Origin of the sequence: Streptomyces sp. NPDC004134 (assembly GCF_042874195.1) — a bacterium.
GTDB lineage: Bacteria > Actinomycetota > Actinomycetes > Streptomycetales > Streptomycetaceae > Streptomyces.
The window spans coordinates 54,775-81,210 of record NZ_JBIAMS010000009.1 but is presented as its reverse complement, the minus strand read 5'-3'; the positions used below and the strand labels follow the sequence as shown (position 1 = coordinate 81,210).

Annotated in this window: 17 protein-coding genes, 1 tRNA gene and 1 pseudogene; 8 read left to right on the top strand and 11 right to left on the bottom strand. The window is 73.7% G+C overall.

Features of this window, described 5'->3' with window-relative positions:
* Window positions 1-61: 61 nt before the first annotated feature.
* Window positions 62-1,066 carry a selenide, water dikinase SelD gene (selD, locus tag ACFYVJ_RS14360; protein ID WP_388890600.1) on the bottom strand — a complete coding sequence of 335 codons (1,005 nt, stop codon included), beginning with the start codon at window positions 1,064-1,066 and terminating at the stop codon, window positions 62-64.
* Window positions 1,067-1,138: 72 nt separating this feature from the next.
* On the opposite strand from selD, the gene ACFYVJ_RS14355 reads away from it, so the two are divergent.
* From ACFYVJ_RS14355 to ACFYVJ_RS14345, 3 genes are all read left to right on the top strand, one after another.
* Window positions 1,139-1,234 (top strand) — tRNA-Sec (locus tag ACFYVJ_RS14355).
* Between the two features lie 42 nt (window positions 1,235-1,276).
* On the top strand, window positions 1,277-2,587 hold the full coding sequence (gene selA, locus ACFYVJ_RS14350) for an L-seryl-tRNA(Sec) selenium transferase (protein WP_388890597.1): 1,311 nt from the start codon (window positions 1,277-1,279) through the stop codon (window positions 2,585-2,587).
* Window positions 2,584-4,380, top strand: coding sequence for a SelB C-terminal domain-containing protein (locus ACFYVJ_RS14345; protein WP_388890594.1), 1,797 nt, complete (start codon window positions 2,584-2,586; stop codon window positions 4,378-4,380). The genes selA and ACFYVJ_RS14345 overlap by 4 nt, the downstream gene beginning before the upstream one ends.
* Before the next feature lie 64 nt (window positions 4,381-4,444).
* Here ACFYVJ_RS14345 and ACFYVJ_RS14340 read toward each other — a convergent pair whose 3' ends face one another.
* The 4 genes from ACFYVJ_RS14340 to ACFYVJ_RS14325 all read right to left on the bottom strand — a co-directional run bounded on the left by ACFYVJ_RS14340 (window position 4,445) and on the right by ACFYVJ_RS14325 (window position 7,894).
* Window positions 4,445-5,173, bottom strand: a complete 729-nt coding sequence (locus ACFYVJ_RS14340; RefSeq protein WP_388890591.1) for an MFS transporter — start codon at window positions 5,171-5,173, stop codon at window positions 4,445-4,447.
* A gap of 7 nt (window positions 5,174-5,180) precedes the next feature.
* Window positions 5,181-6,158 (bottom strand): hypothetical protein, encoded by a 978-nt coding sequence (locus ACFYVJ_RS14335; protein WP_388890588.1) that lies wholly within the window; start codon window positions 6,156-6,158, stop codon window positions 5,181-5,183.
* 88 nt (window positions 6,159-6,246) lie between these two features.
* Entirely contained in the window at window positions 6,247-6,789 is a 543-nt protein-coding gene (locus ACFYVJ_RS14330) for an RNA polymerase sigma factor (protein WP_388890585.1), read from the bottom strand.
* Window positions 6,790-6,985: 196 nt separating this feature from the next.
* Window positions 6,986-7,894, bottom strand: coding sequence for an NAD(P)-dependent oxidoreductase (locus ACFYVJ_RS14325; protein ID WP_388890582.1), 909 nt, complete (start codon window positions 7,892-7,894; stop codon window positions 6,986-6,988).
* A gap of 59 nt (window positions 7,895-7,953) precedes the next feature.
* Between ACFYVJ_RS14325 and ACFYVJ_RS14320 the strand changes: the two genes are divergently transcribed.
* Entirely contained in the window at window positions 7,954-8,355 is a 402-nt protein-coding gene (locus ACFYVJ_RS14320; RefSeq protein WP_388890579.1) for a MerR family transcriptional regulator, read from the top strand.
* Between the two features lie 68 nt (window positions 8,356-8,423).
* Here the strand turns inward: ACFYVJ_RS14320 and ACFYVJ_RS14315 are convergent, their stop codons facing one another.
* Together ACFYVJ_RS14315 and ACFYVJ_RS14310 are read right to left on the bottom strand one after the other, a co-directional pair.
* Window positions 8,424-9,449 carry an AraC family transcriptional regulator gene (locus ACFYVJ_RS14315; RefSeq protein WP_388890577.1) on the bottom strand — a complete coding sequence of 342 codons (1,026 nt, stop codon included), beginning with the start codon at window positions 9,447-9,449 and terminating at the stop codon, window positions 8,424-8,426.
* A 106-nt stretch (window positions 9,450-9,555) separates the two neighbouring features.
* On the bottom strand, window positions 9,556-9,888 hold the full coding sequence (locus tag ACFYVJ_RS14310; RefSeq protein ID WP_388890575.1) for a winged helix-turn-helix transcriptional regulator: 333 nt from the start codon (window positions 9,886-9,888) through the stop codon (window positions 9,556-9,558).
* 155 nt (window positions 9,889-10,043) lie between these two features.
* On the opposite strand from ACFYVJ_RS14310, the gene ACFYVJ_RS14305 reads away from it, so the two are divergent.
* Window positions 10,044-10,934, top strand: a complete 891-nt coding sequence (locus ACFYVJ_RS14305) for an NAD(P)-dependent oxidoreductase (RefSeq protein WP_388890571.1) — start codon at window positions 10,044-10,046, stop codon at window positions 10,932-10,934.
* Here the strand turns inward: ACFYVJ_RS14305 and ACFYVJ_RS14300 are convergent.
* Window positions 10,909-12,387 carry a PLP-dependent aminotransferase family protein gene (locus ACFYVJ_RS14300; RefSeq protein ID WP_388890568.1) on the bottom strand — a complete coding sequence of 493 codons (1,479 nt, stop codon included), beginning with the start codon at window positions 12,385-12,387 and terminating at the stop codon, window positions 10,909-10,911. The genes ACFYVJ_RS14305 and ACFYVJ_RS14300 overlap by 26 nt on opposite strands.
* 46 nt (window positions 12,388-12,433) lie before the next feature.
* Between ACFYVJ_RS14300 and ACFYVJ_RS14295 the strand changes: the two genes are divergently transcribed.
* Window positions 12,434-13,840: an FAD-binding oxidoreductase gene (locus ACFYVJ_RS14295; RefSeq protein ID WP_388890565.1), complete on the top strand. Its 1,407-nt coding sequence runs from the start codon at window positions 12,434-12,436 to the stop codon at window positions 13,838-13,840.
* Between the two features lie 92 nt (window positions 13,841-13,932).
* Here ACFYVJ_RS14295 and ACFYVJ_RS14290 read toward each other — a convergent pair whose 3' ends face one another.
* Window positions 13,933-15,756, bottom strand: coding sequence for a SpoIIE family protein phosphatase (locus ACFYVJ_RS14290; RefSeq protein WP_388890562.1), 1,824 nt, complete (start codon window positions 15,754-15,756; stop codon window positions 13,933-13,935).
* A 176-nt stretch (window positions 15,757-15,932) separates the two neighbouring features.
* Between ACFYVJ_RS14290 and ACFYVJ_RS14285 the strand changes: the two genes are divergently transcribed.
* The gene (locus tag ACFYVJ_RS14285; RefSeq protein ID WP_388890559.1) at window positions 15,933-20,261 is read left to right on the top strand and encodes a HAMP domain-containing protein; all 4,329 of its coding nucleotides are present in this window, start codon (window positions 15,933-15,935) and stop codon (window positions 20,259-20,261) included.
* Window positions 20,258-20,944 (top strand): annotated as a pseudogene (locus ACFYVJ_RS14280) (two-component system response regulator); the annotation flags it as partial. The gene ACFYVJ_RS14285 and the pseudogene ACFYVJ_RS14280, both read left to right, overlap by 4 nt.
* Before the next feature lie 1,300 nt (window positions 20,945-22,244).
* Here the strand turns inward: ACFYVJ_RS14280 and ACFYVJ_RS14275 are convergent.
* Window positions 22,245-25,190 carry an FAD-binding and (Fe-S)-binding domain-containing protein gene (locus ACFYVJ_RS14275; RefSeq protein WP_388890556.1) on the bottom strand — a complete coding sequence of 982 codons (2,946 nt, stop codon included), beginning with the start codon at window positions 25,188-25,190 and terminating at the stop codon, window positions 22,245-22,247.
* Complete coding sequence (locus ACFYVJ_RS14270) at window positions 25,187-26,347, bottom strand: pyridoxal-phosphate-dependent aminotransferase family protein (RefSeq protein ID WP_388890554.1); 1,161 nt, start codon at window positions 26,345-26,347, stop codon at window positions 25,187-25,189. The genes ACFYVJ_RS14275 and ACFYVJ_RS14270 overlap by 4 nt, the downstream gene beginning before the upstream one ends.
* Between the last annotated feature and the right edge of the window lie 89 nt (window positions 26,348-26,436).

Sequence of the window (26,436 nt, the reverse complement as noted above, 5' to 3'; positions counted from 1 at the left end):
ACCCGGGTAGAATGACGGTGTACATACAAGCCAGGCCGATCGCTTCCCGGGCCCGCGCCTTTCAGCCGCGTACCACCACAGGCGTCTCGCCGGCCGGCAGCACCTCGCCGATCACCGGGTGCCCCGGCACCTCGCCGGCCAGCAGCAGCCCTCCCGAGGTCTGCGCGTCGGCCAGCAACAGCCGTTCCACCTCGGGGAGTTCGCCGAAGTCCACCCGGGGCCCGACCCACGCCAGATTCCGCCGGGTGCCGCCGCTGACGAAGCCGTCCGCCGCCGCCGGCCCGGCCGCCGCGAGCAGCGGAACGGCCGCGGCGTCGATCGCCAGCGTCACACCGGAGGCCCGCGCCAGCTTGTACGCGTGGCCCAGCAGCCCGAACCCCGTGACATCCGTGCCCGCCCGGACGCCCGCGGCCACCGCCGCGGTCGCCGCGTCCCGGTTCAGCGCGGCCATCACGGCCACCGCCTCGGGAAAGACCTCGCCGGTCGCCTTGTGCCGGGCGTTGAGCACCCCGCTGCCCAGCGGCTTCGTGAGGGTCAGCGCCCGCCCCGGCTCGGCCGCGTCCAGCCGCAGCATCCGCCCGGGGTGGACCATTCCCACCACCGACATCCCGTACTTGGGCTCCGGATCGGTCACGCTGTGGCCGCCCGAGACCTGGCAGCCCGCCGCGTGCGCCACGTCGCGGCCGCCCCGCAGCACCTCGGCGGCCAGCTCCATCGGCAGCGTGTCCCTGGGCCAGGCGAGGAGGTTGACCGCCGCCCACGGGGTGCCGCCCATGGCGTAGACGTCGGAGAGCGCGTTGGCCGCCGCGATCCGGCCCCAGTCGTAGGCGTCGTCCACCACCGGCGTGAAGAAGTCGGCCGTGGTGACGATGGCCCGTTCACCGTCGAGGCGGACCACGGCGGCGTCGTCCCCGCCGCCCTCCAGGCCCACCAGCAGTTCGGCGGCCGGATCCTCCGGGCGGCTGCCCGTCCGGTTCAGGGAGGAGACGAGGGCGTCGAGTTCGCCGGGCGGAATCTTGCAGGCGCAGCCCCCGCCGCCCGCGTACTGGGTCAGTCGAACGGTCATCCGCCGGACGTTACGCCCCAACGCCCCTGCCCGGACAGGGGATCGGGGCGTACGGGACGTAGACTCCCTGCCGGAGGCGGGCGGGTGCCTGGTGGCCCTCACGGTCTTCAACACCGATGCGGCCGGGTACCCCGGCCGGGTGGGTTCGATTCCCATACGCCTCCGCCAGGAAGCTCCGACGCTGTCGGGACGCCACCGGGGAGGCCGGCGTTGACGGACACCAGACGCCGCGTGCCGCGTACCGACGCCCTGCTCGCCGACCCCCGGCTCGCCGGTGCCGTACGGCGGCTGGGGCGCACCCTGGTCCGCCGCGCGGTCGCGGAGGCCCAGCAGCGGGTGCGCAACGGCGCACTGGCCCCCGAAGAGGCCGCCGACGCGGCCTTCGCCGCCCTGCCCAGCAACGCCACCTCGCTGCGCCCGGTGGTGAACGCCACCGGCGTCGTCGTGCACACCAACCTCGGCCGCGCGCCGCTCTCCCCGGCCGCCACCGAGGCGCTACGGGCCGCGTCCGGCCCCACCGACGTCGAGTTCGACCTGGGCGACGGGCGCCGCGCCCGGCGGGGGAGGGGCGCGCTGGCCGCCCTCGCCGAGGCCGTCCCGAACGCGGAGGCCGTCCATCTGGTCAACAACAACGCTGCCGCACTGGTGCTGGCCGCCACCGCACTCGCCGCGGGCCGCGAGATCGTCATCAGCCGGGGTGAGCTGGTCGAGATCGGCGACGGCTTCCGCCTCCCCGAGCTGCTGGAGAGCACCGGCGCCCGGCTGGTCGAGGTCGGCACCACCAACCGCACCCACTTCGACGACTACGCGCGCGCCGTCGGCCCCGGCACCGGGCTCGTCCTCAAGGTGCACCCGTCCAACTTCCAGACCACCGGCTTCGTCTCCTCCGTTCCCGTCGCCCGGCTCGCCACGCTGGGCGTACCGCTGGTCCACGACATCGGCTCCGGGCTGCTGCGGCCCCACCCCGCGCTGCCGGACGAGCCCGACGCCGCGACCTCCCTCGACCAGGGCGCGGGGCTGGTCACCGCCAGCGCGGACAAGCTGCTCGGCGGTCCCCAGGCGGGCCTGCTGCTCGGCCGGCGCGACCTTGTCGAACGGCTCCGCACCCATCCGCTGGCCCGCGCGCTGCGCGTCGACAAACTGACCCTCGCCGCGCTGGAGGCCACCGTTCTCGGCCCCCGGCCCCCTGTCGTCCGGGCCCTGGCCGCCCGCGAGGCCGAACTCGGTGCCCGCGCCGCGACGTTGGCGGCCGGGCTCGCCGAACGGGGCGTCGCCGCCGAGGCGGTGCCCAGCAAGGCGCGGGTCGGCGGCGGTGGCGCGCCCGGCGTCACCCTGCCGAGCGCCGCCGTCGCGCTGCCCGCCGCCCTCGCCGTGCCGCTGCGCGCCGGCGACCCGGCCGTCGTCGGCCGCGTCCACGGCGACCGGCTGCTGCTCGACCTGCGGACCGTTCCCGAGGAGGACGACGCCCGCCTGCTCGCCGCCGTTCTCGCCGCGGCGGCCCCGCCGCCGGAGGCGGCGTGACCGCGGCCCCCGGCCTGGTGATCGCGACGGCCGGCCACGTCGACCACGGCAAGTCGGCGCTGGTACGCGCCCTCACCGGCACCGACCCCGACCGGCTCGCCGAGGAGCGGCGGCGCGGCCTCACCCTCGACCTCGGCTTCACCTGGGCCGCCGCACCCGGCGGGCGCGCCCTCGCCTTCGTCGACGTACCCGGCCACCACCGCTACCTGGCCACCACCTTCGCCGGGATCGCCACCGCGCCCGCCGCGCTGCTGGTGGTCTCGGCCGACGAGGGCTGGCGCCCGCAGACCGCGGAACACCTCGCCGCGCTCGACGCGTTCGGCGTACGCGCCGGGCTGCTGGCCGTCACCCGGGCCGACCTCGCCGACCCCGCGCCGGCCCTCGCGGAGGCGGCGGAACGGACCGCCGGCACCGGGCTCGCCGGCGCGCCCGCCGTCGCCGTCAGCGTCCGTACCGGCGACGGGCTCGACCGGCTTCTCCGCGAACTCGACGCGCTGGCCGCCGCCCTGCCGCCGCCCGATCCGGCGGCCCCCGTACGCCTGTGGCTGGACCGGGCGTTCACCATGGCGGGCGCCGGCACGGTCGTCACCGGCACCCTCGCCGCCGGCACCCTCGCCGAGGGCGACACCCTGCACCTCGCCCCCGCCGGCCGTGACGTGCAGGTACGCGGCCTGCACAGCCTCGGCCAGGCCGTTCCCCGCGTGACCGGCCCCGCCCGCGTTGCCGTCAACCTCCGCCGCATCGCCGCCGACCGGGTCCGCAGGGGCAACGCGCTGCTCACTCCCGGACGCTGGTGGACCACGGACCTCGTGGACATCCGTTACGAACCTGCGGCCGGTACGGACGGCGGCGGTCCACCTCCCCGGCTGCCCGCAGAACCCCTGGTCCACTGCGGCACCGCCGCGACCAGCGCGCGGCTGCGGCCGCTCGGCCCGCACGCCGCCCGCCTCGCCCTGCGCACTCCGCTGCCGCTCCACGTCGGCGACCGGCTGCTGCTACGCGACCCGGGCTCCCGGCTGCTCGTCGGCGCCACGGTGCTGGACCCGGAGCCGCCCCCGCTGACCGGCAGGGGAGCCGCCGCCACCCGCGCGCGCCTGCTGGCCGGCATCGCCGATCCCGCGGACCCCGCGGGCCGGCTGGCCGCCGTCGGCCTGGCCGCACGCGACCGGCTCGCCGCGCAGGGCTACGCCGTGGCCGCGAGCGGCGATCGCTGGCTGTTCGACCGCGGGCACGCGGAACGGCTGGCCGCCGCCCTGGCCGCGGCGGTGCGGGCACACGCCGAGGCCCATCCCGCCGACCCGGGACTGCCGGTCGCCCGGGCCCGCCGGCTCCTCGCGCTGCCGCCGGACACCGCATGGGACGGCCTGGCCGCCGTGTCCGGCGCCGGACTGACCCTGCGCGACGGCAGGCTGTACCGCGCGGACGAGGCGGACCGGCTGCCCGCGGCGGTCGCAGCCGGGCTGCGGGGGCTGCTCGACGAGCTGCGGTCCGCCCCGTTCCGGGCCCCCACCCGCCGGCGCCTGGACGAACTGGGCCTCGACGCCGAGGCGCTGGGCCTGCTGGTGCGCCGCGGCGAGCTGGAGCGCGTGGGCGCGGTCTACCTCCCCGCCGGGTCCGTGGGCCGTGCGGCCCGCGAACTCGCCGGACTGCCCCAGCCGTTCACCGCCGGGGAGGCCGCCCGCGCGCTCGCCGTCAGCCGCCGCGTGGCGATCCCCCTCCTGGAGACCCTCGACGAGACGGGCCGCACCCGCCGCCGCCCGGACGGCCGCCGGGTCCTCACCGACGGCGGCTGAGGGTCGCCGCCGCGCCGCTGCGCCGAAGCCCCCTCACCGAGCACAGGCCGACCATCCTGCCCGGCTAGGTCGCGGGGGCGGTCTCCTTGTCCAGCCGGGGGCCTTCCCCGACGAAGGACAGCTCCCGGCCGTCCCGGAGGCCGGACACCCCGATGAGCGAGAGCACGCACAGGAAGATCATCAGCGTGGACGGCGCCCAGGTGCCGCCCGTGACCGCGGTCAGTGCGGCCGCGATGAACGGCAGGGTGCCGCCCGCGATCGCGGCGGCGAACTCCCTGCTCGCCGCGACGCCCGTGTACCGGACGTGGCTGCCGAACTGCTCCGGGAGCATCGCCGCCTGGGCGCCGAGCATCAGGTCGTTGGCGAAGGTGAGCATCAGGGTCATCGCGCTCCACACCACCCAGGAGTGGCCGGTGTCGAGCAGCCAGAAGAAGAGGAACGCGAGGAGGGCGCACAGCACGGCCCCCGACGCGAACACCGGCTTCCGGCCCCATCTGTCCGAGAGCGCCCCGGACAGCGGAAGAGTGACCACCTTGAGGGAGTTGGCGATCAGGAGCCCGATGGTGCCGACGCCGGCTGCCATGCCCAGGTCGTCCTCGATGTAGGTGAGGGCGTAGACGGTGGGCACGTAGGCCGCGACGTTCGGACCGATGTCGGTGAGCAGACACCGCAGCAGCGTCCTCGGCTCGTTCCGGACCAGGTCCGGAGCCGGCGTCGACGTCCGCTCGCCCTGCTCCTGGTCTGGTCGAACGCGGGTGTCCACGGCGGCCCTGCCGGCTTGCGCACCGGTCACGACGGCGTCAGTCGGTGCCGGTCTTGTCCGGGGCCTGGACCGGGCCGTTGAAGAGGTAGGTTTCGCTCTGGATGACGTCGCCGGTCTCGTACCCGGGGAAGCACTCGTCGTCGACGCCCTCCGACGGCTTGCAGTCCTGCTGTCCCGGGAAGTCCTCCTTCGCGATTTCCGCCGTCTCGAGGATCCGGCCGCTGTCCTCGTCGACGATCCACTGGCTCTGCGCCGGCGGAAGGTTGGTGTACGTGGGGGTCTTGAAGACGATCTTCATGCCGGTGCGGCCCTCGCTGTCCTTCGCCGGGCCCGCCAGCTCCAGTCCGGGCGAGTCCGCCAGGACCTGGTAGAGCGCGGCGCGCAGTTCGGCGGGCGCGGGCGAGAACGTCAGCAGGTGGTCCACCTGGTCGCGGACCTGCCTCTCGGCCTTCGCGCCCTCGGCGCCCTCGGCGAGGGCGGCACGCAGCGCCTTCGGGTCCGTGGGCAGGTCGTCGAGGCCCGACCAGCCGACCTCCTCCTCTCCGACCAGCCAGGTCATCCGGTGGGGCTTCTCGCCCACGTGGGTGGGGCTGAGGACCACGGACTGCTCGCCGCGCGAGCCGTCCGAGCGGACGTACTTCGTGTCGATCTTCCAGTACTCGCCGGCGCCGGACCCGTCGGCCGCGGCCTGGTCGGCCACGCTGTTGAGGAACCCGGCGGCCGAGGCGTCCGCCGGAGGTGCGCCGCCGTCGAGCGCGACGACCGGGAGGACCACGGCCGCCGCGGTCGCGGCGGCGACGGCGCCGGCCGCGAGGAGGATCTTCCGGCGCCGGGGGGCGCGGGGCCTGCCGCCCGCGGGGGACGCCGCCGCCCGCGGGCCGGTGTCCTGCCGTACGGCCTCGCGGAGCGCCGCCCGCGCCGCGGCGACGACCTCGGCGCCGGGCGGGTCCACCCGGCCGGCGTCCGCCAGTTCGTCGGCGCCGGGGAAGTCGAGCTGTTCGTCGTGGGTGTTCATGTGAGGTCTCCTGTTCGTCGTCCCGTACCGGGTCCTGATCGCCGTCGGGTGCCGGGCGGGCCCGCGTACCGCGTGCCGGCCGCGGGCGTCACGGCGAGTTGCTGAGCGTGCCGCGCATCCGGGCCCGGGCGCGGTGCAGCCGGGAGCGGGCCGTGCCCGCGGGTATCCCGACGACGGCCGCGGCCTCCATCGGGGTGAGCTCCTCCCAGGCGACGAGGAGCAGCAACTCGCGCTCCACCGGCGGCAGGGCGGCCAGCCGGGCGCGCAGCGACCAGGCGACGGCGATGGCGTCGAGGCGCTGGTCCACCGCGTGCCAGGGGTCGATCGCGGTGTCCCCGGCCAGCGCCGCCTGGGCGGCCTGCGACCGGTGCGCCCCCGGCGCCCGCCAGTGGTGCGCCAGTACGTGCCTGGCGACCCCGAACAGCCACCCCCGGGCGCTGCCCCGGGCGGCGTCGAAGCCGGCCCGCGCGGAGTACGCCCGCAGCCACGTCTCGGCGAGCAGGTCGTCCGCGGCGTCGGACGCCCGCCGGGCGAAGTAGCCGTGCAGCGCCTTCGCGTGCCGGGCGACGAGCGGCTCGAAAGCCTCTGGGTCCTCCGCCGCCCGGCTCAGCAGCTCTTCATCGGATTCCACGTCGCCTCCCTGTTTGGCGTTCTCACCCGGTACTTGCGCCCGCCGGCGGGAAGCGTTCGTGGTGAGGCGCGGGGGAGTGCTCCGCAGGACGGTTACGGGTGACGCGATCCGGGTCGGCAGGGAGACGTGCGTAGCGGCCGGACGACCACCCACCGGCTGTCCCGCGTCATCGACGAGCGAGACGCCCGCAGGCGGGTCACCGCGCCTGTGCCGCCTTCTTGAAGACCTCGAACACGGCCAGGTAGCTGTTGTCTCCGTACCCCTCCGCCACCGCCCGTGCGGCGATCTCCCGCATCAGCCGCGGCTGTTCAGTGTGCACGCCCTGCTCTTCCGAGGTGCGGGTGATGTGCGTGAGCGCGTTCACGTTCATCTCCAGGGTGCCGAGATCGCCGGGGTACGCGCCCTCGTCCAGGCCGGCGGCGTCTTCGCCGATCATCGGGTTCAGCACCGTGGGTACGAACCACCCGGCGGCCAGTTCGGCGAACTCCACCGCCGTGACCCCCGCCGAGCCGACGAGGGCGGTGGCGTGGAGATAGCCGTTCATGGTGGCGTACATCATCTCCAGCAGCGCGGTGTTGTAGAGCACCGCCAGCTCGGGCCCGGCGCCGAGGTACCGGGGATCGCCCATGCTCGCCAGCGTCGCCCGGTGCTCGTCGAAGACATCCCGCGAACCGCTGTAGAGGAAGACGGCCCCGGGGTGCCCGACCAGTGGTGGCGGCACCATGATCGCGCCGTCCAGGTACGAGAGGCCGCGCCCGGCCGCCCAGGCGACGGCCGCGCGGGCCTCCTGCGGGGTGCCCGAGTTGAGGTTCACCAGCACGCGGTCCTTCAGGGCGTCCCCGGCGGGGTCGAAGACCTCGTACATGGTCGCGTAGTCCTTGAGGCACATGATCGTCACGGGGCTGGCGGCGACCGCTTCGGCGACCGTCTCCGCACGGTGGACGCCCTTGGCGACGAGGCTGCCGGCCTTTCCCGGGGTGCGGTTCCAGACGGTCGTGGCGTGGCCGCGGTCCGCCAGGGTCCCGGCGAGGGCGAGGCCCATGGGGCCGAGGCCGACGACGGTGACGGGCGCGTGCCGCATGGTCGTTGATCGGTTGTTCGTCATGCGGATTAGACTGCGGTCTCACATCGGTGTGAGAGTCAATCGAACGTGGTGGTCGTCACATGCGCATGGGAGAGTTCTCCCGGCGGACCGGGGTCAGCCAGCGACTGCTTCGCTATTACGAGGAGCAGGGGCTGCTCAGGCCGGCACGGCGGCCGAGCGGCTATCGCGACTTCACGGAAGAGGACGTGGCCACCGTCCGCGGCATCCGCATCCTGCTCGGCGCCGGCCTCAACACCGCCACGATCGCCGAACTGCTGCCGTGCATGGTCGACGACGGGCAGGTCCTCGCGCCGGGTTGTCCCGGTCTGCTGGCGGACCTGCACCGGGAGCGTGACCGCATCGACGAGGCCGTGGCGGGCCTGCTGGCCGCACGGGACACGCTGGACGCCGTCATCGCCGCCACCGTGCCGACCACGACCGAAGAGGATCCGGCCGCCTGCTACGCGGCCGGTTCCGCATGACCCGCCGCTGCGGCCGGCCTGATCGGAGACGCGGCGAGCAGTTCCCCGGCTGACGGGCCGCGATGCCCTCAGCCGGAGCCGGCCCCGGTTGCGGGCTTGGCCGTTGGCGCGGGGGTGGTCCTGGTGAGAGCCGTGTGCCGGTAGTCGCGGGGCGTCAGGCCGTAGGCGGCGCAGAACGCGCGGGTGAAGACCTCGTGGTGCCCGAACCCGCAGCGGCTCGCCACCCGGTGGACGGGGACGGACCGCTGCGCCGGATCGCCGAGTATCAGGCGGGCCCGTTCCAGGCGCTGCCGGCGGATCCAGCCGCCGACCGTGGCTCCGGGCATGTGCGTCCGGAAGAGGCGGTGCAGGTAGCTCAGCGAGATGTGGTGCGCGGCGGCGACGGTGCGCGGAGTCAGCCCGGGGTCGTGCAACTGCCGCCGGATGAAGGACTGGACCTCCAGGGCCAGGGTCCGGGAGCGGGTCTCCGGCGGAAGCCGGTCCTCGGCCTCGGTCTCGTGCGCCAGGAGCGCGGACAGCAGGTCGACGAGGACCGTTTCGAGCCGGGGGAGATCCGCTGCCGTGTACGAACCCGTCTCCTCGGTCAGGCTGGTGAGGAAACCGGCGAGTAAGGAGCCGATCCCCGCGTGCCCGGTCATCCTGCGGCCCAGCACCCGGTCGACCCGGTCGGGGGACAGCGCCAGCCGGGCGCTGGGCACGTCGACGCTGACGGCCCGCACCACCTCCCCGCGGATGCCGGTACGGACCTCGCAGGGGCGGGAGGAGTGGTTGGTGCGGAACTCGTACGGTCCGAACACCGAGTCCCCCCTGTCCATGAAGGAACCCACGGTCCCGTTGACGATCATGGAGAGGTGGAACACCTCCGGGTCGGACCGCCGGATGAGCCGCGGCGTCCGCCGGACTTCGACGGGAGCGAAGACCGACGGCCAGACGAACGCGTTCCCCAGCCTCAGCAGGCGCAGTTCGGCGTAGTAGTCGGCGACGGGACGGCCGCCCAGGTCGAGTGGCGCGTGCATCCGCGACAGGTGTTCGCGCAACGCCTCCCCCCGGTCCTCTGCCGGCAAGTCCTCGGTACGGAACAGCGTCTCGATCACCGCGTCACCCCCGTTGAGTGACGCAGATGCTAACGGCCCGCCCGGCACCCCCGGTTCGGCGCCCCGAGGCACCGACCCGCCGGCCCCCGGCGGTGCTCGGCGCCGGCTAGGGGATGGCCTCGATACGTTCCATGTGCTCCTCGCCCCACTCGCCGAGCGGTGCGAGCGCCGCGTTGAGCGAACTGCCGAACTCCGTCAGCGAGTACTCCACCTTGGGCGGAACCTGGTGATAAACCTCGCGGTGCACCAGGGAACTGGCTTCCATCTCCCGGAGCTGGAGTATCAGGATCCGCTCGCTTATGCCCGGCACCGATCGCCTCAGCTCGCCGAAGCGCAGCGGCCCGTCCTCGCCGAGGGCGAACAGGATCAGCCCTTTCCACTTCCCGCCCATGACCGCGATGGCGGCGTCGAGCCCACAGATATACGTCCGCTTGGCCATCGCTGCTCCCTGACAAAAGTGTGGGTACCCAACAGAATTGTAGGTACTTGATCAGATGTGCGTGGCCGCCCAGTATGGAAGGTGCCGCGCCGGAAACGGATTCGAGGCGCGATTCGGTGATTTCTCACCCACCCGACCACTGAGGGGAGTTACGCATGCCCGCGGAAAGCCGCACGCCCGTGACGATCGTAGGACTGGGGGCGATGGGCCGTGCGCTGGCCGAAGCGTTCGTCGACGCGGGAAACCCGACGACGGTGTGGAACCGCACCCCCGCCAAGGCGGCACCGCTGGTGGCCAGGGGCGCTGTCCACGCCCGGGAGGTGGCGAGCGCGGTCGAGGCGAGCCCGCTGGTCATCGCCTGCCTGACCACCTTCGAGGACACCCGCTCCGCCCTTGGGCCGGCCGCGGCGGCGCTCTCCGGACGCGCCCTCGTCACGCTGAACAGCGGCTCACCCGCCGGCGCCCGCGCCCTGCACTCCTGGACGACCGCCCGCGGCGCCAGGTTCCTGGCCGGGGCGGTCAAGAACGTGCCCGCCGCGGTAGGAGCGCCGGACACCTTGCTGTATTACAGCGGCGACAGGACGGTCTTCGACGAGTACGAGAAGACGCTGAAAGTGCTGGGCGGAGATACCGTCCACCTCGGGGACGAGACCGACCTCGCCGCGCTGTACGAGATGGCCGTGGGCGCCATGCTGCTGCCCGCGCTCACGGGCTTCTTCCAGGGCGCCGCCGCCGTCCAGGCCCGCGGGCTGGAGGCGGCGAGCATGGTGCGGTTCAGCGAGAAGTGGCTGGACATGATCAAGTCCCTGCTGCCCGTGTACGCCAGGGAAATCGACAGCGGTGACTACAGCGACGCCGCCTCCTCGGTCGGCCTCTTCGTCGCGGGCGCGGCCCACGACGAGGAACTGACCAAGGAGACAAACGTCGACACCTCCTGGGCCGCCCCGCTGCACGACCTGGTGGAGAGGGCGGCCGCGGCCGGCCACGCCGGGCACAGCATCTCGGCCCTGACCGAAGTGCTCAGGGGCCCGGTGCGGCAGGCGTAGCACGGCGGCCCGTTCCGCGGACGTCCGCGACCGCGCGGGCCAGGCCGGCGATGCCGCCCGCGATGGCGCGCTCGGAGAGCGTCGCGTAGCCGAAGATCAGGCCGCCGGGGCCGGCCGGGTCGAGGCGGTAGCGGGCGACGCCGCGCAGCGCGACGCCGCGGCGGGCGGCCGCGGCGACGACCGCCGCCTCGTCGAGGTCCGGCGGCAGCCACGCCACCACGTGCTGCCCCGCCGCGACCCCGGTGGGGGTCAGCTCCGGCAGACGGGCGTCGAGCGCAGCCAGCAGGGCGTCGCGGCGGCGGCGGTAGACGGGCCGCATACGGCGCAGATGGCGGTCGAACTCGCCGCGGCCGAGGAAGTCCGCGAACGTCAACTGGTCGATCACCGACGAGCCGCGGTCGGCGAGCAGCTTGGCCCGTGCCACGTCGTCCACGAGGTGCGGCGGCACCAGCATCCAGCCGAGGCGCAGCCCGGGTACGAGGGTCTTGCTGGCCGTGCCGCAGTAGACGACGTGGTCGGGCGCGAGGCCCTGGATGGCGCCGACGGGCGCGCGGTCGTAGCGGTACTCGGCGTCGTAGTCGTCCTCGATCACCAGCGCCCCGCGGCGCTGCGCCCAGCGGATCACCCGCGCGCGGGCCGCCGCCGACAGCACCCCGCCGGTCGGCCACTGGTGCGAGGGCGTCAGCACCACGGCGTCGGCGTCGGCCTTCTCCAGCTCCTCGACGCGGATGCCGTCGGGACCGACCGGGATGCCCACGACGTCCAGTCCGGCCGCGGCGGCGAGCGGGCGGGCGTCGTCGTCCGGCGACGGGTCCTCGACGGCCAGCCTGCGGGCGCCCCTGGCGGCGAGGACCTGGACGAGCAGCGAGACGCCCTGGCCGAACCCGCTGCAGATCACGGTGTGCCGGGGGTCGGCCGAGGTGCCGCGGACGCGGTTGAGGTAGTCGGCCAGGGCCTGGTGCAGCTCGGGGACGCCGCGGCCGTCGAGGTAGGCGAACCGCTCGTTGGGCGTGGCGGCGAAGACGGTACGGACCGAGCGCAGCCACGCGGCGCGGGGGAACGTGGAGACGTCGGTGTGCCCGTACCCGAAGTCGACGGCCGGCGCCGCGTCTTGCGCCCGCGCCGGGGCGGCGGGCGTCGCGGCGCGTCCCCCGCCCGCGGTCCCGCCCTGCTCCAGCGCGACCTGGGTGTAGCCGCCGGCGCGGCTGGTCAGATAGCCCTCGGCGACGAGCTGCTGGTACGCCTCGACCACCACCCCGCGCGACACCCCGAGGCCGGCGGCCAGCGTGCGGGTGGGCGGCAGCGACGCGCCGTGCCGCAGCCGGCCGGCCCGTACGCTCTCCCGGATCGACGCCGCGACCTGCCGGTGCAGCGGCTCGGCGCGGGTGCGGTCCCGGTCCAGCTCGATGAGCAGGTCCTCGGCGGTGCTGGAATTGGTCCGTATGCGGGGCATGGAATCGGACCTTACCGTGGGTACCGATCCGCGTCAGGCTCGGAGCATGACGACAGCGACACGCACCCTTGCCGGCACCGGACACTCCCTCTCCCGTCTCGCCGCCCGCCTCGACGGCCGGCTCCTCACCCCCGGCGACGCCGGGTACGACTCCGCCCGTACCGTCTGGAACGCCATGGTGGACCGCCGCCCCCGGATGATCGTCCAGGCCGCGAGCGCCGCCGACGTGCAGGCCGCGGTGCGCTTCGCCCGCGACCACGACCTGGAGATCGGCGTCCGCTGCGGCGGGCACAACGTGGCCGGCTTCGCCGTGCCCGGCGACGGCCTGATGATCGACCTGACCCCCATGGGCGGCGTGCGCGTCGACCCCGTGCGGCGGCGCGCCCGCGTCCAGGGCGGCGCGCTGCTCGGCGCGCTGGACCGGGCCACCCAGCCGTACGGCCTCGCCACCACCGCGGGGAACGTCTCGCACACGGGTGTCGGCGGGCTCACCCTCGGCGGCGGGATGGGGTGGCTGGCCAGGCAGTACGGGCTCGCGTGCGACAACGTCGAGTCGTACACCGTGGTCACCGCGGACGGCGGGATCGTGACGGCGAGCAGGACCGAGCATCCGGAGCTGTTCTGGGGGCTGCGCGGGGGCGGCGGCAACTTCGGCATCGTGACCGAGTTCGAGTTCCGGCTGCACCGGACGGGCACGCGGACGCTGGTCGCCGAGTTCGACTTCCCCGCAGCGGACGCCGTGCCGGTGCTGGCGGGCTGGCGGGACCTGAACGCCGTGGCGCCGCGCGAGGCGAGTTTCTCGGCCTCCGTCGCCGACGGCCCGGCGGGCGGTGGTCCGGTGGCCACGGTCGGGTTCGTGTGGGTCGGCGACCCGGAGCGGGGGCGGGCGCTGCTCCCGGCGCTGCGGGCGCTCGGCCGGCCGGTCGCGACGCGGATCACCACGCCTTCGTACCTGGAGTTGCAGACCAGCATGGACTCCAGCGGCGGCCACGCCTACCGCCGCTACTCCTCCGCCCACTACCTGCGCGACTTCCCCACCCCGGCCATCGAGCGGTTCCTGCTGCGCGGCGCGGCGGACCTGCGGGGCGCCGGCTCCGGTGCGGGGCTGCCCGGGGTCGGGCTGCAGGCGCACGGCGGGGCCATCGCCGACGTCCCCGACGCGGACGCGGCGTTCAGCCACCGGGGCACGATGTTCGAGTTCGGCGCCGGGTCGCGCTGGACGGACGAGGCCGAGGACGACGCCCGGATGGCCGCGGCCCGCGCCGCGGGCTCCGCGCTCGCTCCGTACGCGAACGGCGTCTACGTCAACTCCCTCACCGCCGACGACGGCCACCGCGGCATCCGGCGCGCCTTCCCGGCCGCCAAGCTGGCCCGGCTGACCGCGCTGAAGGCCGTCTGGGACCCGCAGAACGTCTTCCACCTCAACCAGAACATCCCGCCGGCCACCCCGTGAGCCGGCGCCGGGCCGCCTCGCGGGACGGCAAGGGCGGCGAGGACGGGGCAGGCCCCGGCGGGGAGCGCGGCGCGGGAGCGCGCGGCCGCGGCTCACCGCGCCGGGGCCTCCGCGTGCAGCACGACCACGGCGAGGTCGTCCTCGACCGGCTCGGGGCTGAAGTCGTGGGTGGCCTGGCGGACCCGTTCGGCCACCGCCATCGCGCCCATGCCGGCGCAGTCGCGCAGGATCGCGGCGAGGCCGTTGCCGTCGTCGAGGAGACGCTGGCCGTCGCGGCGCTCGGTGACCCCGTCCGTGACGCACAGCAGGGTCTCGCCGGGGGCGAGCCGGAAGGTGTCGGCGCTGAACTCGGCGTCCTCGTCGATGCCGAGCAGCAGTTGGGAGCGGACCACGGAGCCCACCTCCCCCTCGGCGGTCATCCGCAGCGGCAGCGGGTGCCCGGCGCTGGCGAGCCGGCACTGCGCGCCGCCCGCGCTGGGGTCGGGGGTCAGCTCCCCGTAGACCATGCTGAGGAAGCGGGGCCGGGCCGCCTCGCCCCTGGCGCTCACCGCCTCCGCGGCGTCCTCGGCCATCATCGCGTTCAGCCAGCGCAGCACGGACTCCACGCCGTGGCCCTCGCGGGCCAGCAGCCGCACCAGGTGGCGCGTCAGGCCGGTGACCGACATCGCCTCGACGTCCTTGCCCTGCACGTCGCCCAGGAGGAAGCACCAGCGGCCGTCGCCGGTGGGGAAGAGGTCGTAGAAGTCGCCGCCGACGGTCTGCCCGCTGGCGTGGGGCTCGTAGACGATCGCCGACTCCATGCCGGGCAGCCTGCCCAGCGTGGACGGGAGCTGGCGGCGCTGGAGCGCCCGGCTGATGCTCGTCTGGCGGGTGTACTGGCGGGCGGTGGCCAGAGCCTGGGCGACCTGGCGGGAGACGTCCTCCACGATGTGGGCCACGGAGTCGGTGATCTCGGGCGGTCCCGCCTGCCCGATCAGCAGGGTGCCGCGGTACGTCCCGCCGGAGACCAGGGAGAACGCCAGCGCCGACCCGCCGTCCTCCGTACCGGCGCTCTGCGGCCAGGGCCAGGGGGTGCCCGTGGTCCACAGTTTCGGCGGCGGCGCCTCCGGCTCCAGGTCGCCGCGGAGCGGGGCGATGCGCTGCTCGTCCGCGTGCCAGACGCTGGTGAGCCGCATCCCGCCGTCCTCCCCGAGCAGCCACACGGCGCACCAGTCGGCGAGCCGGGGCACCATGAGCTGGGTCGCCAGGGCGGCGACCATGTTCTCGTCGAGCTGCCCGGCCAGCAGTTCGCTGGCCTCGGCGAGCAGCGTCCCGCCGCGGCCGCCCCCGCCGCCCCCTGCCTGGCCGCGGTATTCGGTACGGGCGAGGGGGTGGGCCAGCTCCGTGGCCTGGAGCTGCTGGTAGAGCACCGGGCTGAGCGGGCCGACCGGCACCGTCGTCTCGCCCGCGGTGGGGAGGGCGAGCCGGCACCACACCGCCTTCCCGGTGTGCCGGTAGGTGACCCCCCACGCGTCCGAGAGGGTGGAAACGATCTGGAGTCCCAGGCCGCGGCCGCTGCCCGTGCCGTCGGTGGCGCCCGGCACGGTGGCGGTCGGCTGCCGGTCGTACACGTCGATCCGGGCGCCGGTCAGCGCGTCGTCCGACTCCGGGTCCGTCTCCACCCGGCAGCGCAGTTCCATCGGGGTGCCGGCGTGGATCAGCGCGTTGGTGACCAGCTCGCCGACGAGCAGCGCGGCGTCGTCCGCCAGCTCCTCGGTGCGCGGGCCGAGCGAGGAGGTCGCCAGCGCCCGCTCGGTGATCACGGCGCGCACGAATGCCCGGGCCCGGGCCGGCGACCGCCGGTCGGCCGGGAGTTCCGTACGTACGCCGGACCCGTCCTGCGCGCCGGGCCCGTCGCCAGAAGAGACGGCCTGCACGAATGGCTCCTGCCTGTGTGACTGCCGGTGCCGTGGGGGAGGCGGTCTGCTGTGCCTTCACCATCCCTATTCCGACAAAATCTAATATAGTAGACAAAAGCCTCTTGAGGTGAGGAGCGGATCCGGAGCGTCCGCCCGGCCGCAGGCCACGCAGGGAGCGCGCAGGGATGGGCGTGATGGAGGATCGAGAGAAGCAGTCGGCGCCCACCGCCGACCTGCGCCCGCTGCTGGTCGCGCTCAGATCGCTGCGCGACGGCGACTTCTCGGCGCGGGTGCCGGAGGACGGCGAGGGCGTGCTGGGCGAGGTGGCCGAGGCGTTCAACCGGGTGGCCGCCCGCAACGAGCATCTGGCGTCCGAGGTACGCCGGGTGCGGGGGGTGGTGGCCCGGAAGGGCGTGCTCGACGAGCGGATCTCCGCCAGCACCGGGCAGGGCGACTGGGCCCAGATCGTGCACGACGCGAACGACCTGCTCGACGCGCTGGCCATGCCGATGACGAACGCCACCCGGGTGCTGGAGGCGGTGGCCGAGGGGGACCTGAACCAGCACATGGAGCTACGGGTCGGTACCCGCCAGCTCCACGGCGACCTGCGCAGCCTGGGGATGGGGCTCAACCGGGTGGTGGACCACCTGTCCACCTTCACCGGCGAAGTGATGCGCGTCGCGCACGAGGTGGGCACCGAGGGCCGGCTCGGCGGCCGCGCCAGCGTGCGCGGGCTGTCCGGCTCGTGGCGCGCGGTGACCGAGGCGGTCAACACCATGGCCTCCCGGCTGACCCAGCAGGTGCGCGACATCGCCGCCGTGACCACCGCGGTGGCCAGCGGCGACCTGACCCGCAAGGTGACGGTGGAGACCGCGGGTGAGCTGCTGGAGCTGAAGCTCACGGTGAACACCATGGTGGACCAGTTGTCGGCGTTCGCCGACGAGGTGACCCGCGTGGCCCGCGAGGTCGGCACCGACGGCATGCTCGGCGGTCAGGCGCACGTCAGGGACGTGTCGGGGGTGTGGAAGGACCTGACGAACAACGTCAACCTGATGGCGTCCAACCTGACCTCCCAGGTCCGCAACATCGCGCAGGTGACCACGGCGGTGGTGCGCGGCGACCTCAGCCAGAAGATCACCGCGGACGCCCGCGGCGAGATCCGCCAGCTCATGAGCACGGTGAACGCGATGGTGGACCAGTTGTCGGCGTTCGCCGACGAGGTCACGCGCGTGGCCCGCGAGGTCGGCACCGACGGCCAGCTCGGCGGTCAGGCGCAGGTGAAGGACGTGTCGGGGGTGTGGAAGGACCTGACGGACAACGTCAACTTCATGGCGTCGAACCTGACGTCGCAGGTGCGGAACATCGCCCAGGTCGCCACGGCGGTCGCGAACGGTGACCTGTCGAAGAAGATCGACGTGGACGCCCGCGGCGAGATCCTCGAACTCAAGACGACCCTCAACACCATGGTCGACCAGTTGTCGGCCTTCTCATCCGAGGTCACGCGCGTGGCCCGCGAGGTCGGCACCGACGGGAACCTCGGTGGCCAGGCGCAGGTCAGGGACGTGTCGGGGGTGTGGAAGGACCTGACGGACAACGTCAACTTCATGGCGTCGAACCTGACGTCGCAGGTGCGGAACATCGCCCTGGTGACCACGGCGGTCGCGAACGGTGACCTGTCGAAGAAGATCGACGTGGACGCCCGCGGCGAGATCCTCGAACTCAAGACCACCGTGAACAGCATGGTGCAGCAGTTGCGCGACTTCGCGGACGAGGTCACCCGGGTGGCCCGCGAGGTCGGCACCGAGGGAAAGCTCGGCGGACGGGCCCAGGTGCACGGGGTGTCGGGGGTGTGGAAGGACCTGACGGACAACGTCAACTTCATGGCGTCGAACCTGACGTCGCAGGTGCGGAACATCGCCCAGGTCGCCACGGCGGTCGCGAACGGTGACCTGTCGAAGAAGATCGACGTGGACGCCCGCGGCGAGATCCTCGAACTCAAGACGACCCTCAACACCATGGTGGACACGCTGTCGTCGTTCTCCTCCGAGGTGACCCGCGTGGCGCGTGAGGTCGGCAGCGAGGGCCGCCTCGGCGGTCAGGCGCGCGTCGAGGGCGTGTCCGGCAACTGGAAGCGGCTCACGAGGAGCGTCAACGAACTGGCCCTGAACCTCACCACGCAGGTGCGCGCCATCGGCGAGGTGGCCAGTTCGGTCGCCAAGGGCGACATGTCGCGCTCCATCACCGTGGAGGCGCAGGGCGAGGTCGCCGACCTGAAGAACAACGTCAACCGCATGGTGTCCAACCTGCGCGAGACCACCCGTACCAAGGACTGGCTGGAGTCCAACCTGACCCGCATCGCGGGACTGATGCAGGGCCACCGCGACATGGTGGAGGTCGCCGACCTGATCCTGCGCGAGCTGGCGCCGCTGGTGAACGCGCACTCCGAGCTGTTCTTCCGGGTCGACACCGCGGCCGCGGACGGCGAGGGCCTGGAGCTCATCGCGGACTACGGGGTCGGCGGCCGCGGCCGGGAGGACCTCCAGTCGGAGTCCCCGATCCGCGGGCTGATCGCCCAGGCCGTACAGCAGAAGAAGCGGATCCTGATCGAGGACGCCCCGAAGCAGTACGTGACCGTCGAGTCCGGCCTGGGCTCGGCCCCGGCCTCCAGCATCCTCATCCTGCCGATCCTCTTCGAGGACCGGCTGCTGGGCGTCATCGAGCTGGCGTCGTTCAGCAAGTTCAACGAGATCCAACTGACGTTCGTCGACCAGTTCGCGCACACCATCGGCGTCTCGTTCAACACCATCCTCGCCAACGCCCGCACCGAGGCGCTGCTGTCGCAGTCGCAGCGGCTGACCTCCGAGCTGCGCACCCGCTCCGAGGAACTGCAGCGGTCCAACGCGGAGCTGGAGGAGAAGGCGTCGCTGCTGGCCACGTCGTCCCAGTACAAGTCGGACTTCCTGGCGAACATGTCGCACGAGCTGCGCACCCCGCTGAACTCCCTGCTGATCCTGGCCCAGTTGCTCGCCGACAACGCCGACGGGCGGCTGTCCGACCAGGAGGTGGAGTTCGCGGGCACCATCTACCAGGCGGGCTCCGACCTGCTCCAGCTCATCAACGACATCCTGGACCTGTCCAAGGTGGAGGCGGGCCGGATCGACGTACGGCCGCAGCGCATCCCGCTGGCCAAACTGCTCGACTACGTACGCGCCACGTTCCGGCCGCTGACGGTCGACCGCGGGCTGGGCTTCGAGGTGACCGTCGGCGACGACGTGCCGGCCGAGCTCCACACCGACCAGCAGCGCATCCAGCAGGTGCTGCGCAACCTCCTGTCCAACGCGGTGAAGTTCACCAGCAGGGGCGGGGTCGAACTGCGGGTGGAGCGGGTCCCGTCGGAGGAGTTCACGGAGGACACGCTGCGCGACGCGGAGACGGTGCTCGCCTTCTCCGTGAAGGACACCGGCATCGGCATCCCGGCGGAGAAGCTGGACGTGGTCTTCGAGGCGTTCCAGCAGTCCGACGGCACCACCAACCGCAAGTACGGCGGCACCGGGCTCGGCCTGTCCATCAGCCGGGAGATCGCCGGCCTCCTCGGCGGGCGGATCGACGCGGAGAGCGAGGAGGGCGTGGGCTCGCGCTTCACCCTGTACGTACCGGCGCACCTGCCAGGCAAGGCACTTGCGGCGGCCTCGGGGAGCGCGACGCCGGCCCTCGAACCGGCGGAGCCGCGCCGCCCGGGGAAGCGGCAGGAAGGCGAGGACCGCCGCGAACCGCGGGGCGGCCGGGGCGAGAGGCCGCGCGGGGGCGAGCCGCGGCCCGCGACGCCCGCCCGCCGCGCCCCCGCCGCGGAGGGCGAGGCGGCCCGTACCGCGAAGCGGACCCCCGGCGCCGAAGCCGCTGGTGCCGAGGCGGTGGCTCCCGAAGTGGCGGGTACGGAGGCCCCCGCGGACCGGGAACGGGCCGACACCTGGCCGGAGACGACGCGGCTGCGGCAGTGGCTCAGCGGCCGCCCCGGGCGGGTGCTGACCGGACGGCACGTGCTCATCGTCGACGACGACATCCGCAACGTGTTCGCCCTGACGCACATGCTGGGCCGGGTCGGGATCTCCGTGAAGTACGCCGAGAACGGCCGCGAGGGCTTCGACGTCCTGGACCGCTCCCCGGAGATCTCGCTGGTGCTGATGGACATCATGATGCCGGAGGTCGACGGCTACGAGGTGATCAGGACCATCCGCGCCACGCCGCGCCTCGCCGGTCTGCCGATCATCGCCCTCACCGCCAAGGCCATGCCCGGCGACCGGGAGAAGGCCATCGAGTCCGGTGCGGACGGCTACGTCCCCAAGCCGGTCAACGTCGACCGGCTGCTGACGGAGATCTACGAACAACTGGAGTCGCACGACCAGCGGGCGGGCGGCCGGGCCGAGGACGGCGGCCCGGCCGGCGACTCGACCGGCGATGCGGCCGGTGACTCGGCCGGAGACTCGCGGGGTGACGACCCGGCGGCACCGGGACGGGCCGCATGACGACCGCCGCCACCCCTCCCACCCCGCCGCCCGCCCCGGACCCGGCGAGCATCCTCGTCGTCGACGACATGGAGGAGAACCTGGTCGCGCTGGCCGCCGTGCTCGGTCCGCTCGGCCAGCGCGTGGTGTTCGCCCACTCCGGCGAGGAGGCCCTGAAGGCGATGCTGCGCCAGCAGTTCGCCGTCGTCCTGCTCGACATACTGATGCCGGGGATGGACGGCTTCGAGACCGCCGCGAACATCAAGCGCCTCGACCAGACCAAGGACGTCCCGATCATCCTGCTCACCGGCCAGGGCATCGACCCCGACTACGCCTACCGCGGCTACGCGGTGGGCGCCGCCGACTTCCTGGCCAAGCCCATCGAGCCCTGGATCCTGCGCACCAAGGTCAACGTCTTCCTGGAACTGCACCGCAAGAATCGGCAGCTCGCCGTGCAGGCGGACCAGTTGCAGCGGCTGCTGCTCGCCGAGAAGGGCGGCGACGCGGGGTTCGGGGAACGGCTCAGCGATGTCACCTGGCGACTGGTGCAGGTCGAGTCGCTGCTGCGGGAGAGGACGAGCCCCGCCGGGCCCGCCCTCGCCGACCAGGTACGGAGCCTGGAGACGTCGGTACGCAACCTCACGAGGCACGACGGCACGGACCCCCGCGAAGGCGCCGCACCGGACCCGGGCGGACGGCCCCCGGATGCCGCGCCGCCACCGGACCCCGACGGCGCCCGCGACCGCACGGAAGAGGACGGCGGCACCGCCCGGCAGGACCGGTCATAACGGCCGGCCCGGGGAGGGATGCCATGTACGCCGGCCCTGCTGCCCTGCGGCGTCGGGCCGCCGGGCGCTAGGCCGCGGGGCGGTAGCGGGAGAAGAACGGCACCGCCTTGGCCACCTGGACGCGGGTGTTCTCCCGCACGTCCGCGAAGCCCCGCACCTCGTTCTCCCCGTCCACGTACGCCCACGGAAACTCCCGTACGTCCGTCCCGATCAGCTCGAACTGCCGCAGCCGCCTCCTCCCAGCGCCCGCAGCGGGTCAGCGCCAGGGCCAGGTGGTTGCGGACGCCGGCGGCCGCCGGGTCGCCCGGCTCGTAGCCGGCGCAGACCTCCAGCGCCCGGTCCACGGCCGCGTGCACCCGCTGCCGGGGCAACGGGCCGCGGCCGAGCGGGTGTTCGGTGAGGTACTCGGTCACCGCTTCCACCGGCAGCGCGGCCAGCAGCCGGCCCGGCCGGGCCCGGGCCGCCGCGGTCTCGGCGAAGTCGAACATCTCCTCGTGCGAGCCGTACCACTTGGCGCAGAGGAACTGCAGGGCGTTGGCGTGGCAGCGGTAGTTGTCGGGGTCGGTGTCCATGACGTTCAGCAGCAGCCGGTCGAAGACCGCGCGGGGGGCCTGCGCGCCGCGGGCGTGCTGGAGGGCGACGCGCCAGGGCACCGGATCACCGGGGTTGAGCTCCGCCGCCCTGTCGATGACCGGGCTGGCCTCGTTCAGGATCCGGAAGAACTCGGCGAACCGCTCGCGGGAGACGTGCTTGGCCCGCGCGCCGGTCCGCGCCTCCCAGGCGCGGCAGATCTGCAGGTCCGCCGAGACCAGGGCGGCGTCCGGGTCGTCGCCCTCCTTCTCCAGCCAGATCTCCAGCCACCGGGGCCGCGCCAGGGCGACGTCGGCGAGTTTGCCCACGCACATGTCCCGCCGCTCCCACGCCCGGCGCCGACGGGTGTCGGCCAGCAGTTCGCGCGCCGGGCCGTGGTCGCCCTCCCACGCGGCGGCCAGTACCGGCCGCAGTACGGGATCGGGGCGACCCAGGCTCAGTCGGGTCACCGGCGGCAGCGAGGCGCCGACGGAGCGCAGGTGGCGGAGCACACGGGGAAAGGCAAGCACCATGGGGAGACGCGACATGCACATATGACCGCGCGAATACGGTCAGGGTTGTCCGTAACAGATCACGGCTGTACAACGCCTGCCCCCGGACCGGTCACGAGCGGTCGTGGCCCCGGTCACGCGTCCGGGGCCAGTGCCTCGCGGATGAGCTGAACCGGGTGCCAGGTGGTGCGCCCGGTGCCGTGGACGATCTGCTGGCGGCACGAGGTGCCCGTGGCGACGACGACGGTGTCCTCCGGCTCCGCGGCGACGGCGGGGAAGAGCCGGTCGTCGCCGACCGTCATGGACAGCTCGTAGTGCTCGGACTCGTAGCCGAACGAGCCCGCCATCCCGCAGCAGCCGGCGTCGAGTTCCGCCACCCGGACACCGGGGATACGGCTCAGCAGTTCCACCGTCGCGGCCGTGCCCACCTCGGCCTTCTGGTGGCAGTGCCCGTGGTAGAGCAGTCTGCGCCCGGCGAGCCAGGAGTTCCCCGCGAGCGTCAGCCGGCCCTCGTCGACCGCTTCCAGCAGCAGCTCTTCCACCTGGCGCACGCGGTCCGCGACATCCCGCACCCGGGCGTCGTCGGGCAGCATCGCGCGGTGTTCGTCGCGCAGGGTCATCAGGCACGACGGCTCGCAGCCGACGATCGGCGAACCGGGCCCGGCCGTCTCGCCGATCGCGTCGAGCAGCGCCCGCGCCTGGCTCTTGGCCTGGTCCAGCAGGCCCTTGGACAGGCTCGACCTGCCGCAGCAGCCGCCGCTCGCCAGCTCGACCCGCCAGCCGGCGCGCTCCAGCAGCTCGATGGCCGCCCGGCCGATGTCCGGTTCCGTGTACGTGGTGAAGGAGTCGGCGAGGAAGGTGAGGCGCCCCCGGGTGCCCGGCGGGACCGCCGCCCTCCGGCGGCGGAACCACCGGACGAGGTTCTGCCGCCGGAACGCGGGCACAGGCCGCTGCGGCGCGATGCCCAGCAGGCGGCCGGCGAGCAGGCGCAGCGGACGCAGCCTGCCCGGCAGGTTGGACAGCGGCGCGGTCGCGGAACCCAGCTTGTTCAGCAGCCTGATGGAGCCGAAGATCCGGGAGCGCAGCGGCACTCCGTGGAGATCGTGGTGGTGGGCGAGGGCTTCGCTCTTGAGGGTGGCCATGTCCACCCCGAGGGGGCACTCGCTCTTGCACGCCTTGCACATCAGGCACAGGTCGAGCACCTCGTGGAGCCGTTCGTCGCCGAGCGCACGGCGCGGGTCCGGCTCGGAGAGGGCCTTGACGAGAGCGTTGGCCCGGCCGCGGGTGGAGTGCTCCTCCTCCCGTGTCGCCATGTAGGACGGGCACATGGCCCCGGTGTCGCTCTTGCGGCACAGGCCGATGTTCATGCAGCGGTCGGCCGCGCCGCGCATGCCGCCGACGACCTCGAAGTCCAGGTGCGTGCGCAGGGGCGGCGCGGGGGGCAGGGCGGCGTCGCGCAGGTTCTCGGTCATCGGCGGGGCGTCCACGATCTTGCCGGGATTGAGCACGTTGCCGGGGTCGAAGAGCTGTTTGACCTCGCGCATGGCCTCGTACAGCTCGTCGCCGAACAGCGACCGGTTGAACTCGCTACGGGCCAGCCCGTCGCCGTGCTCGCTGGAGTTGACGCCGCCGTACTCCGTCACCAGGTCCTTGATCTCCTCCGCGACGGCCCGCATCTTCGTCACCTCGGCGGGATCGGCGACGTCCACGAAGGGGCGGATGTGCAGGCAGCCGACCGAACAGTGCCCGTAGAAACCGGCGTTGAGCCCGTGCCGGTCCAGCACGTCCTTGAACCGGCGGGTGTAGTCGGCGAGCTGCGCCGGGTGGACGGCGGTGTCCTCGACGAACGCCAGCGGGCGCCGCGTGCCCTCGCTCGCGGCCATCAGCAGGCCCAGGCTCGACTTGCGCACCTTGAGCAGCGCGTGCTGCTGCTCAGGCGTGACGGCTTGCAGGACGTGGTAGCCGTGGCCGTGCTCCGCCCACAGCGTGACGAGCTCGTCGAGCCGGGCGTGCAGTTCGGCCTCGTCGTCCCCGGAGAAGTTCACGAAGAGCAGCGCGCCGGGGTCGCCGGCCAGCAGGGTGCCGAGGGCGGCGTACTCGATCTTCCGGCGCGAGAGGTCGAGGATGGTGCGGTCCATCAGCTCGACCGCGGCCGGGTCGCAGGCCAGGGCGTCCTCGGTGGCGGCGATCGCCGCGGGTGTCGAGGTGAAGTGCCCCACGGCGATGACCGTGCGGCGCGGCTTGGGCACGAGGTCGACCAGGGCGCGGGTGGTCACCACCAGCGTGCCCTCGGAGCCGACGACGAACTTCGCCAGGTCGGGCCGCTCCTGCCCGGCGGCGCGGTCCAGCCGGTAGCCGCAGGCCCGGCGCCAGAACGGGGGAAAGCCGTCCGCGACGGCGCCGGCGTGGGCCCGTACGATCTCCGGGAGGCGCCGGTGGATCTCGCCCGCCAGCGTGGGCAGGGCCGCGCGGCGGGACCACTCCGCCGGGTCGAGCGGCCCCAGCCGGGTCCCGGTGCCGTCGGAGAGCACCACGTCCAGCTCCCGGACGTGGTCGATCGTCATTCCGTAGCGGAGCGAGCCGCTGCCGGCCGAGTTGTTGCCGATCATCCCGCCGATCGTGGCGCGGTTGCTGGTCGAGGTGTCGGGCCCGAAGACGAGGCCGTGCGCGGCCGCCGCACGGTTCAACTGGTCCTGGACGACACCGGGTTCGACCAGGGCGGTGCGCCGCTCGGCGTCGATCGCCACGATGCGGTTCAGGTGCCGGGACAGGTCCAGCACCAGCCCGGGCCCCACCGTCTGCCCGGCCAGGCTCGTTCCGGCGCCGCGCGGGACCAGCGGCACGCCGTGGCCGGCCGCGACCCGTACCGCCGCCGCCACGTCCTCGGCGTGCCGCGGGAAGACGACGCCGACCGGGGTGATGGCGTACATGCTGGCGTCCCGCGAGAACACGTGCCGCGTGTAGTCGTCGAACCTGACCTCGCCTTCGAGGCCGGCCCGCAGGTCCCGCTCCAGCTCGCGGTGCGAGGTGCTCGCCCCCTGGGCCGGGGCGGCCCGGGGCCCGCTGTCCTGGGCGGTCATCGCAGCACGTCCAGCGCGGCGGTGAGACCGGCGGGATCGACGGGGACGCCGGCCAGTTCGAGCCCCATCTGCACGCCGGCGAGGGTGCCGGCCAGGGTCAGGTCGTTGAAGTGGCCCAGGTGCCCGATCCGGAAGACCCGGCCGCCGAGCCTGCCGAGGCCGGTGCCCAGCGACATGTCGAAGCGCTCCAGGATGATCTTCCGTACGGCGTCGGCGTCGCGGTCCTCCGGCATGAGCACCGCGGTGAGGGAACCGGAGTGCTCGCGTTCGTCCGCGCAGAGCACCTCGAGGCCCCAGCCGCGCACGGCGGCCCGGGTCGCGGCGGCGTGCCGGGCGTGGCGGGCGAAGACCTGCGGCAGCCCTTCCGTCCGGAGCATGTCCAGCGCTTCCGCCAGCCCGTAGAGGAGGTTGGTGGCCGGTGTGTACGGGAAGAACCCCCGCTCGTTCGCCGCGATCACCGGCTGCCAGTCCCAGAAGGACCTGGGCAGGGCGGCCGTCCGCGCGGCCTGGAGTGCCTTGGCGCTGACGGCGTTGAAGCCCAGCCCGGGCGGCAGCATCAGGCCCTTCTGCGATCCGGCGACGGTGACGTCCACCCCCCACTCGTCGTGCCGGTAGTCGATCGAGCCGAGCGAGGAGACGGTGTCGACGAGCAGCAGCGCCGGATGGCCCGCCGCGTCGATCGCCCGCCGCACGTCGGCCACGCGGCTGGTGACGCCGGTCGACGTCTCGTTGTGGACGACGCAGACGGCTTTGACGGAGTGGGAGGTATCGGCGGACAGCCGGCTCTCGACGGTCGCCGGATCCACTCCGTGCCGCCAGTCGCCGGGGACGAAGTCGACGTCGAGGCCCAGACCGCGGGCCATGTCCCGCCAGAGCACGGCGAAGTGGCCGGTCTCGAAGCCGAGCACGCGGTCACCGGGGCCGAGTGTGTTCACCAGCGCGGCCTCCCACGCCCCGGTGCCCGACGAGGGATAGATCACCACGGGGCCCGAGGTGCCGAACACCGGGCCGAGCGCCTTGAGCAGCCGCCGCGTCAGGGCGGCGAACTCGGGGCCGCGGTGGTCGATCGTGGGCGCGGCCATCGCGCGAAGCACCCGGTCGGGGACGTTCGTCGGCCCCGGGATCTGGAGGAAGTGGCGGCCGGTGCGCAGGGTCACGGTCGGGCTCCCGTCGGATTGCCGTCCTCGGTTGTGCCGCATCGTGGCACGCTGTACCGTCATGCGACACGGGGAGCATAGGAGCGGCC

What these genes read in the sequence shown, in the direction of transcription:
- ACFYVJ_RS14300 (WP_388890568.1), bottom strand. Translation starts at nt 12,387, where the DNA reads ATGCCCCGCATACGGACCAATTCCAGCACCGCCGAGGACCTGCTCATC.
- ACFYVJ_RS14275 (WP_388890556.1), bottom strand. Translation starts at nt 25,190, where the DNA reads ATGACCGCCCAGGACAGCGGGCCCCGGGCCGCCCCGGCCCAGGGGGCG.
- ACFYVJ_RS14295 (WP_388890565.1), top strand. Translation starts at nt 12,434, where the DNA reads ATGACGACAGCGACACGCACCCTTGCCGGCACCGGACACTCCCTCTCC.
- selD (WP_388890600.1), bottom strand. Translation starts at nt 1,066, where the DNA reads ATGACCGTTCGACTGACCCAGTACGCGGGCGGCGGGGGCTGCGCCTGC.
- ACFYVJ_RS14320 (WP_388890579.1), top strand. Translation starts at nt 7,954, where the DNA reads ATGCGCATGGGAGAGTTCTCCCGGCGGACCGGGGTCAGCCAGCGACTG.
- ACFYVJ_RS14305 (WP_388890571.1), top strand. Translation starts at nt 10,044, where the DNA reads ATGCCCGCGGAAAGCCGCACGCCCGTGACGATCGTAGGACTGGGGGCG.
- ACFYVJ_RS14335 (WP_388890588.1), bottom strand. Translation starts at nt 6,158, where the DNA reads ATGAACACCCACGACGAACAGCTCGACTTCCCCGGCGCCGACGAACTG.
- ACFYVJ_RS14325 (WP_388890582.1), bottom strand. Translation starts at nt 7,894, where the DNA reads ATGACGAACAACCGATCAACGACCATGCGGCACGCGCCCGTCACCGTC.
- ACFYVJ_RS14285 (WP_388890559.1), top strand. Translation starts at nt 15,933, where the DNA reads ATGGAGGATCGAGAGAAGCAGTCGGCGCCCACCGCCGACCTGCGCCCG.
- ACFYVJ_RS14310 (WP_388890575.1), bottom strand. Translation starts at nt 9,888, where the DNA reads ATGGCCAAGCGGACGTATATCTGTGGGCTCGACGCCGCCATCGCGGTC.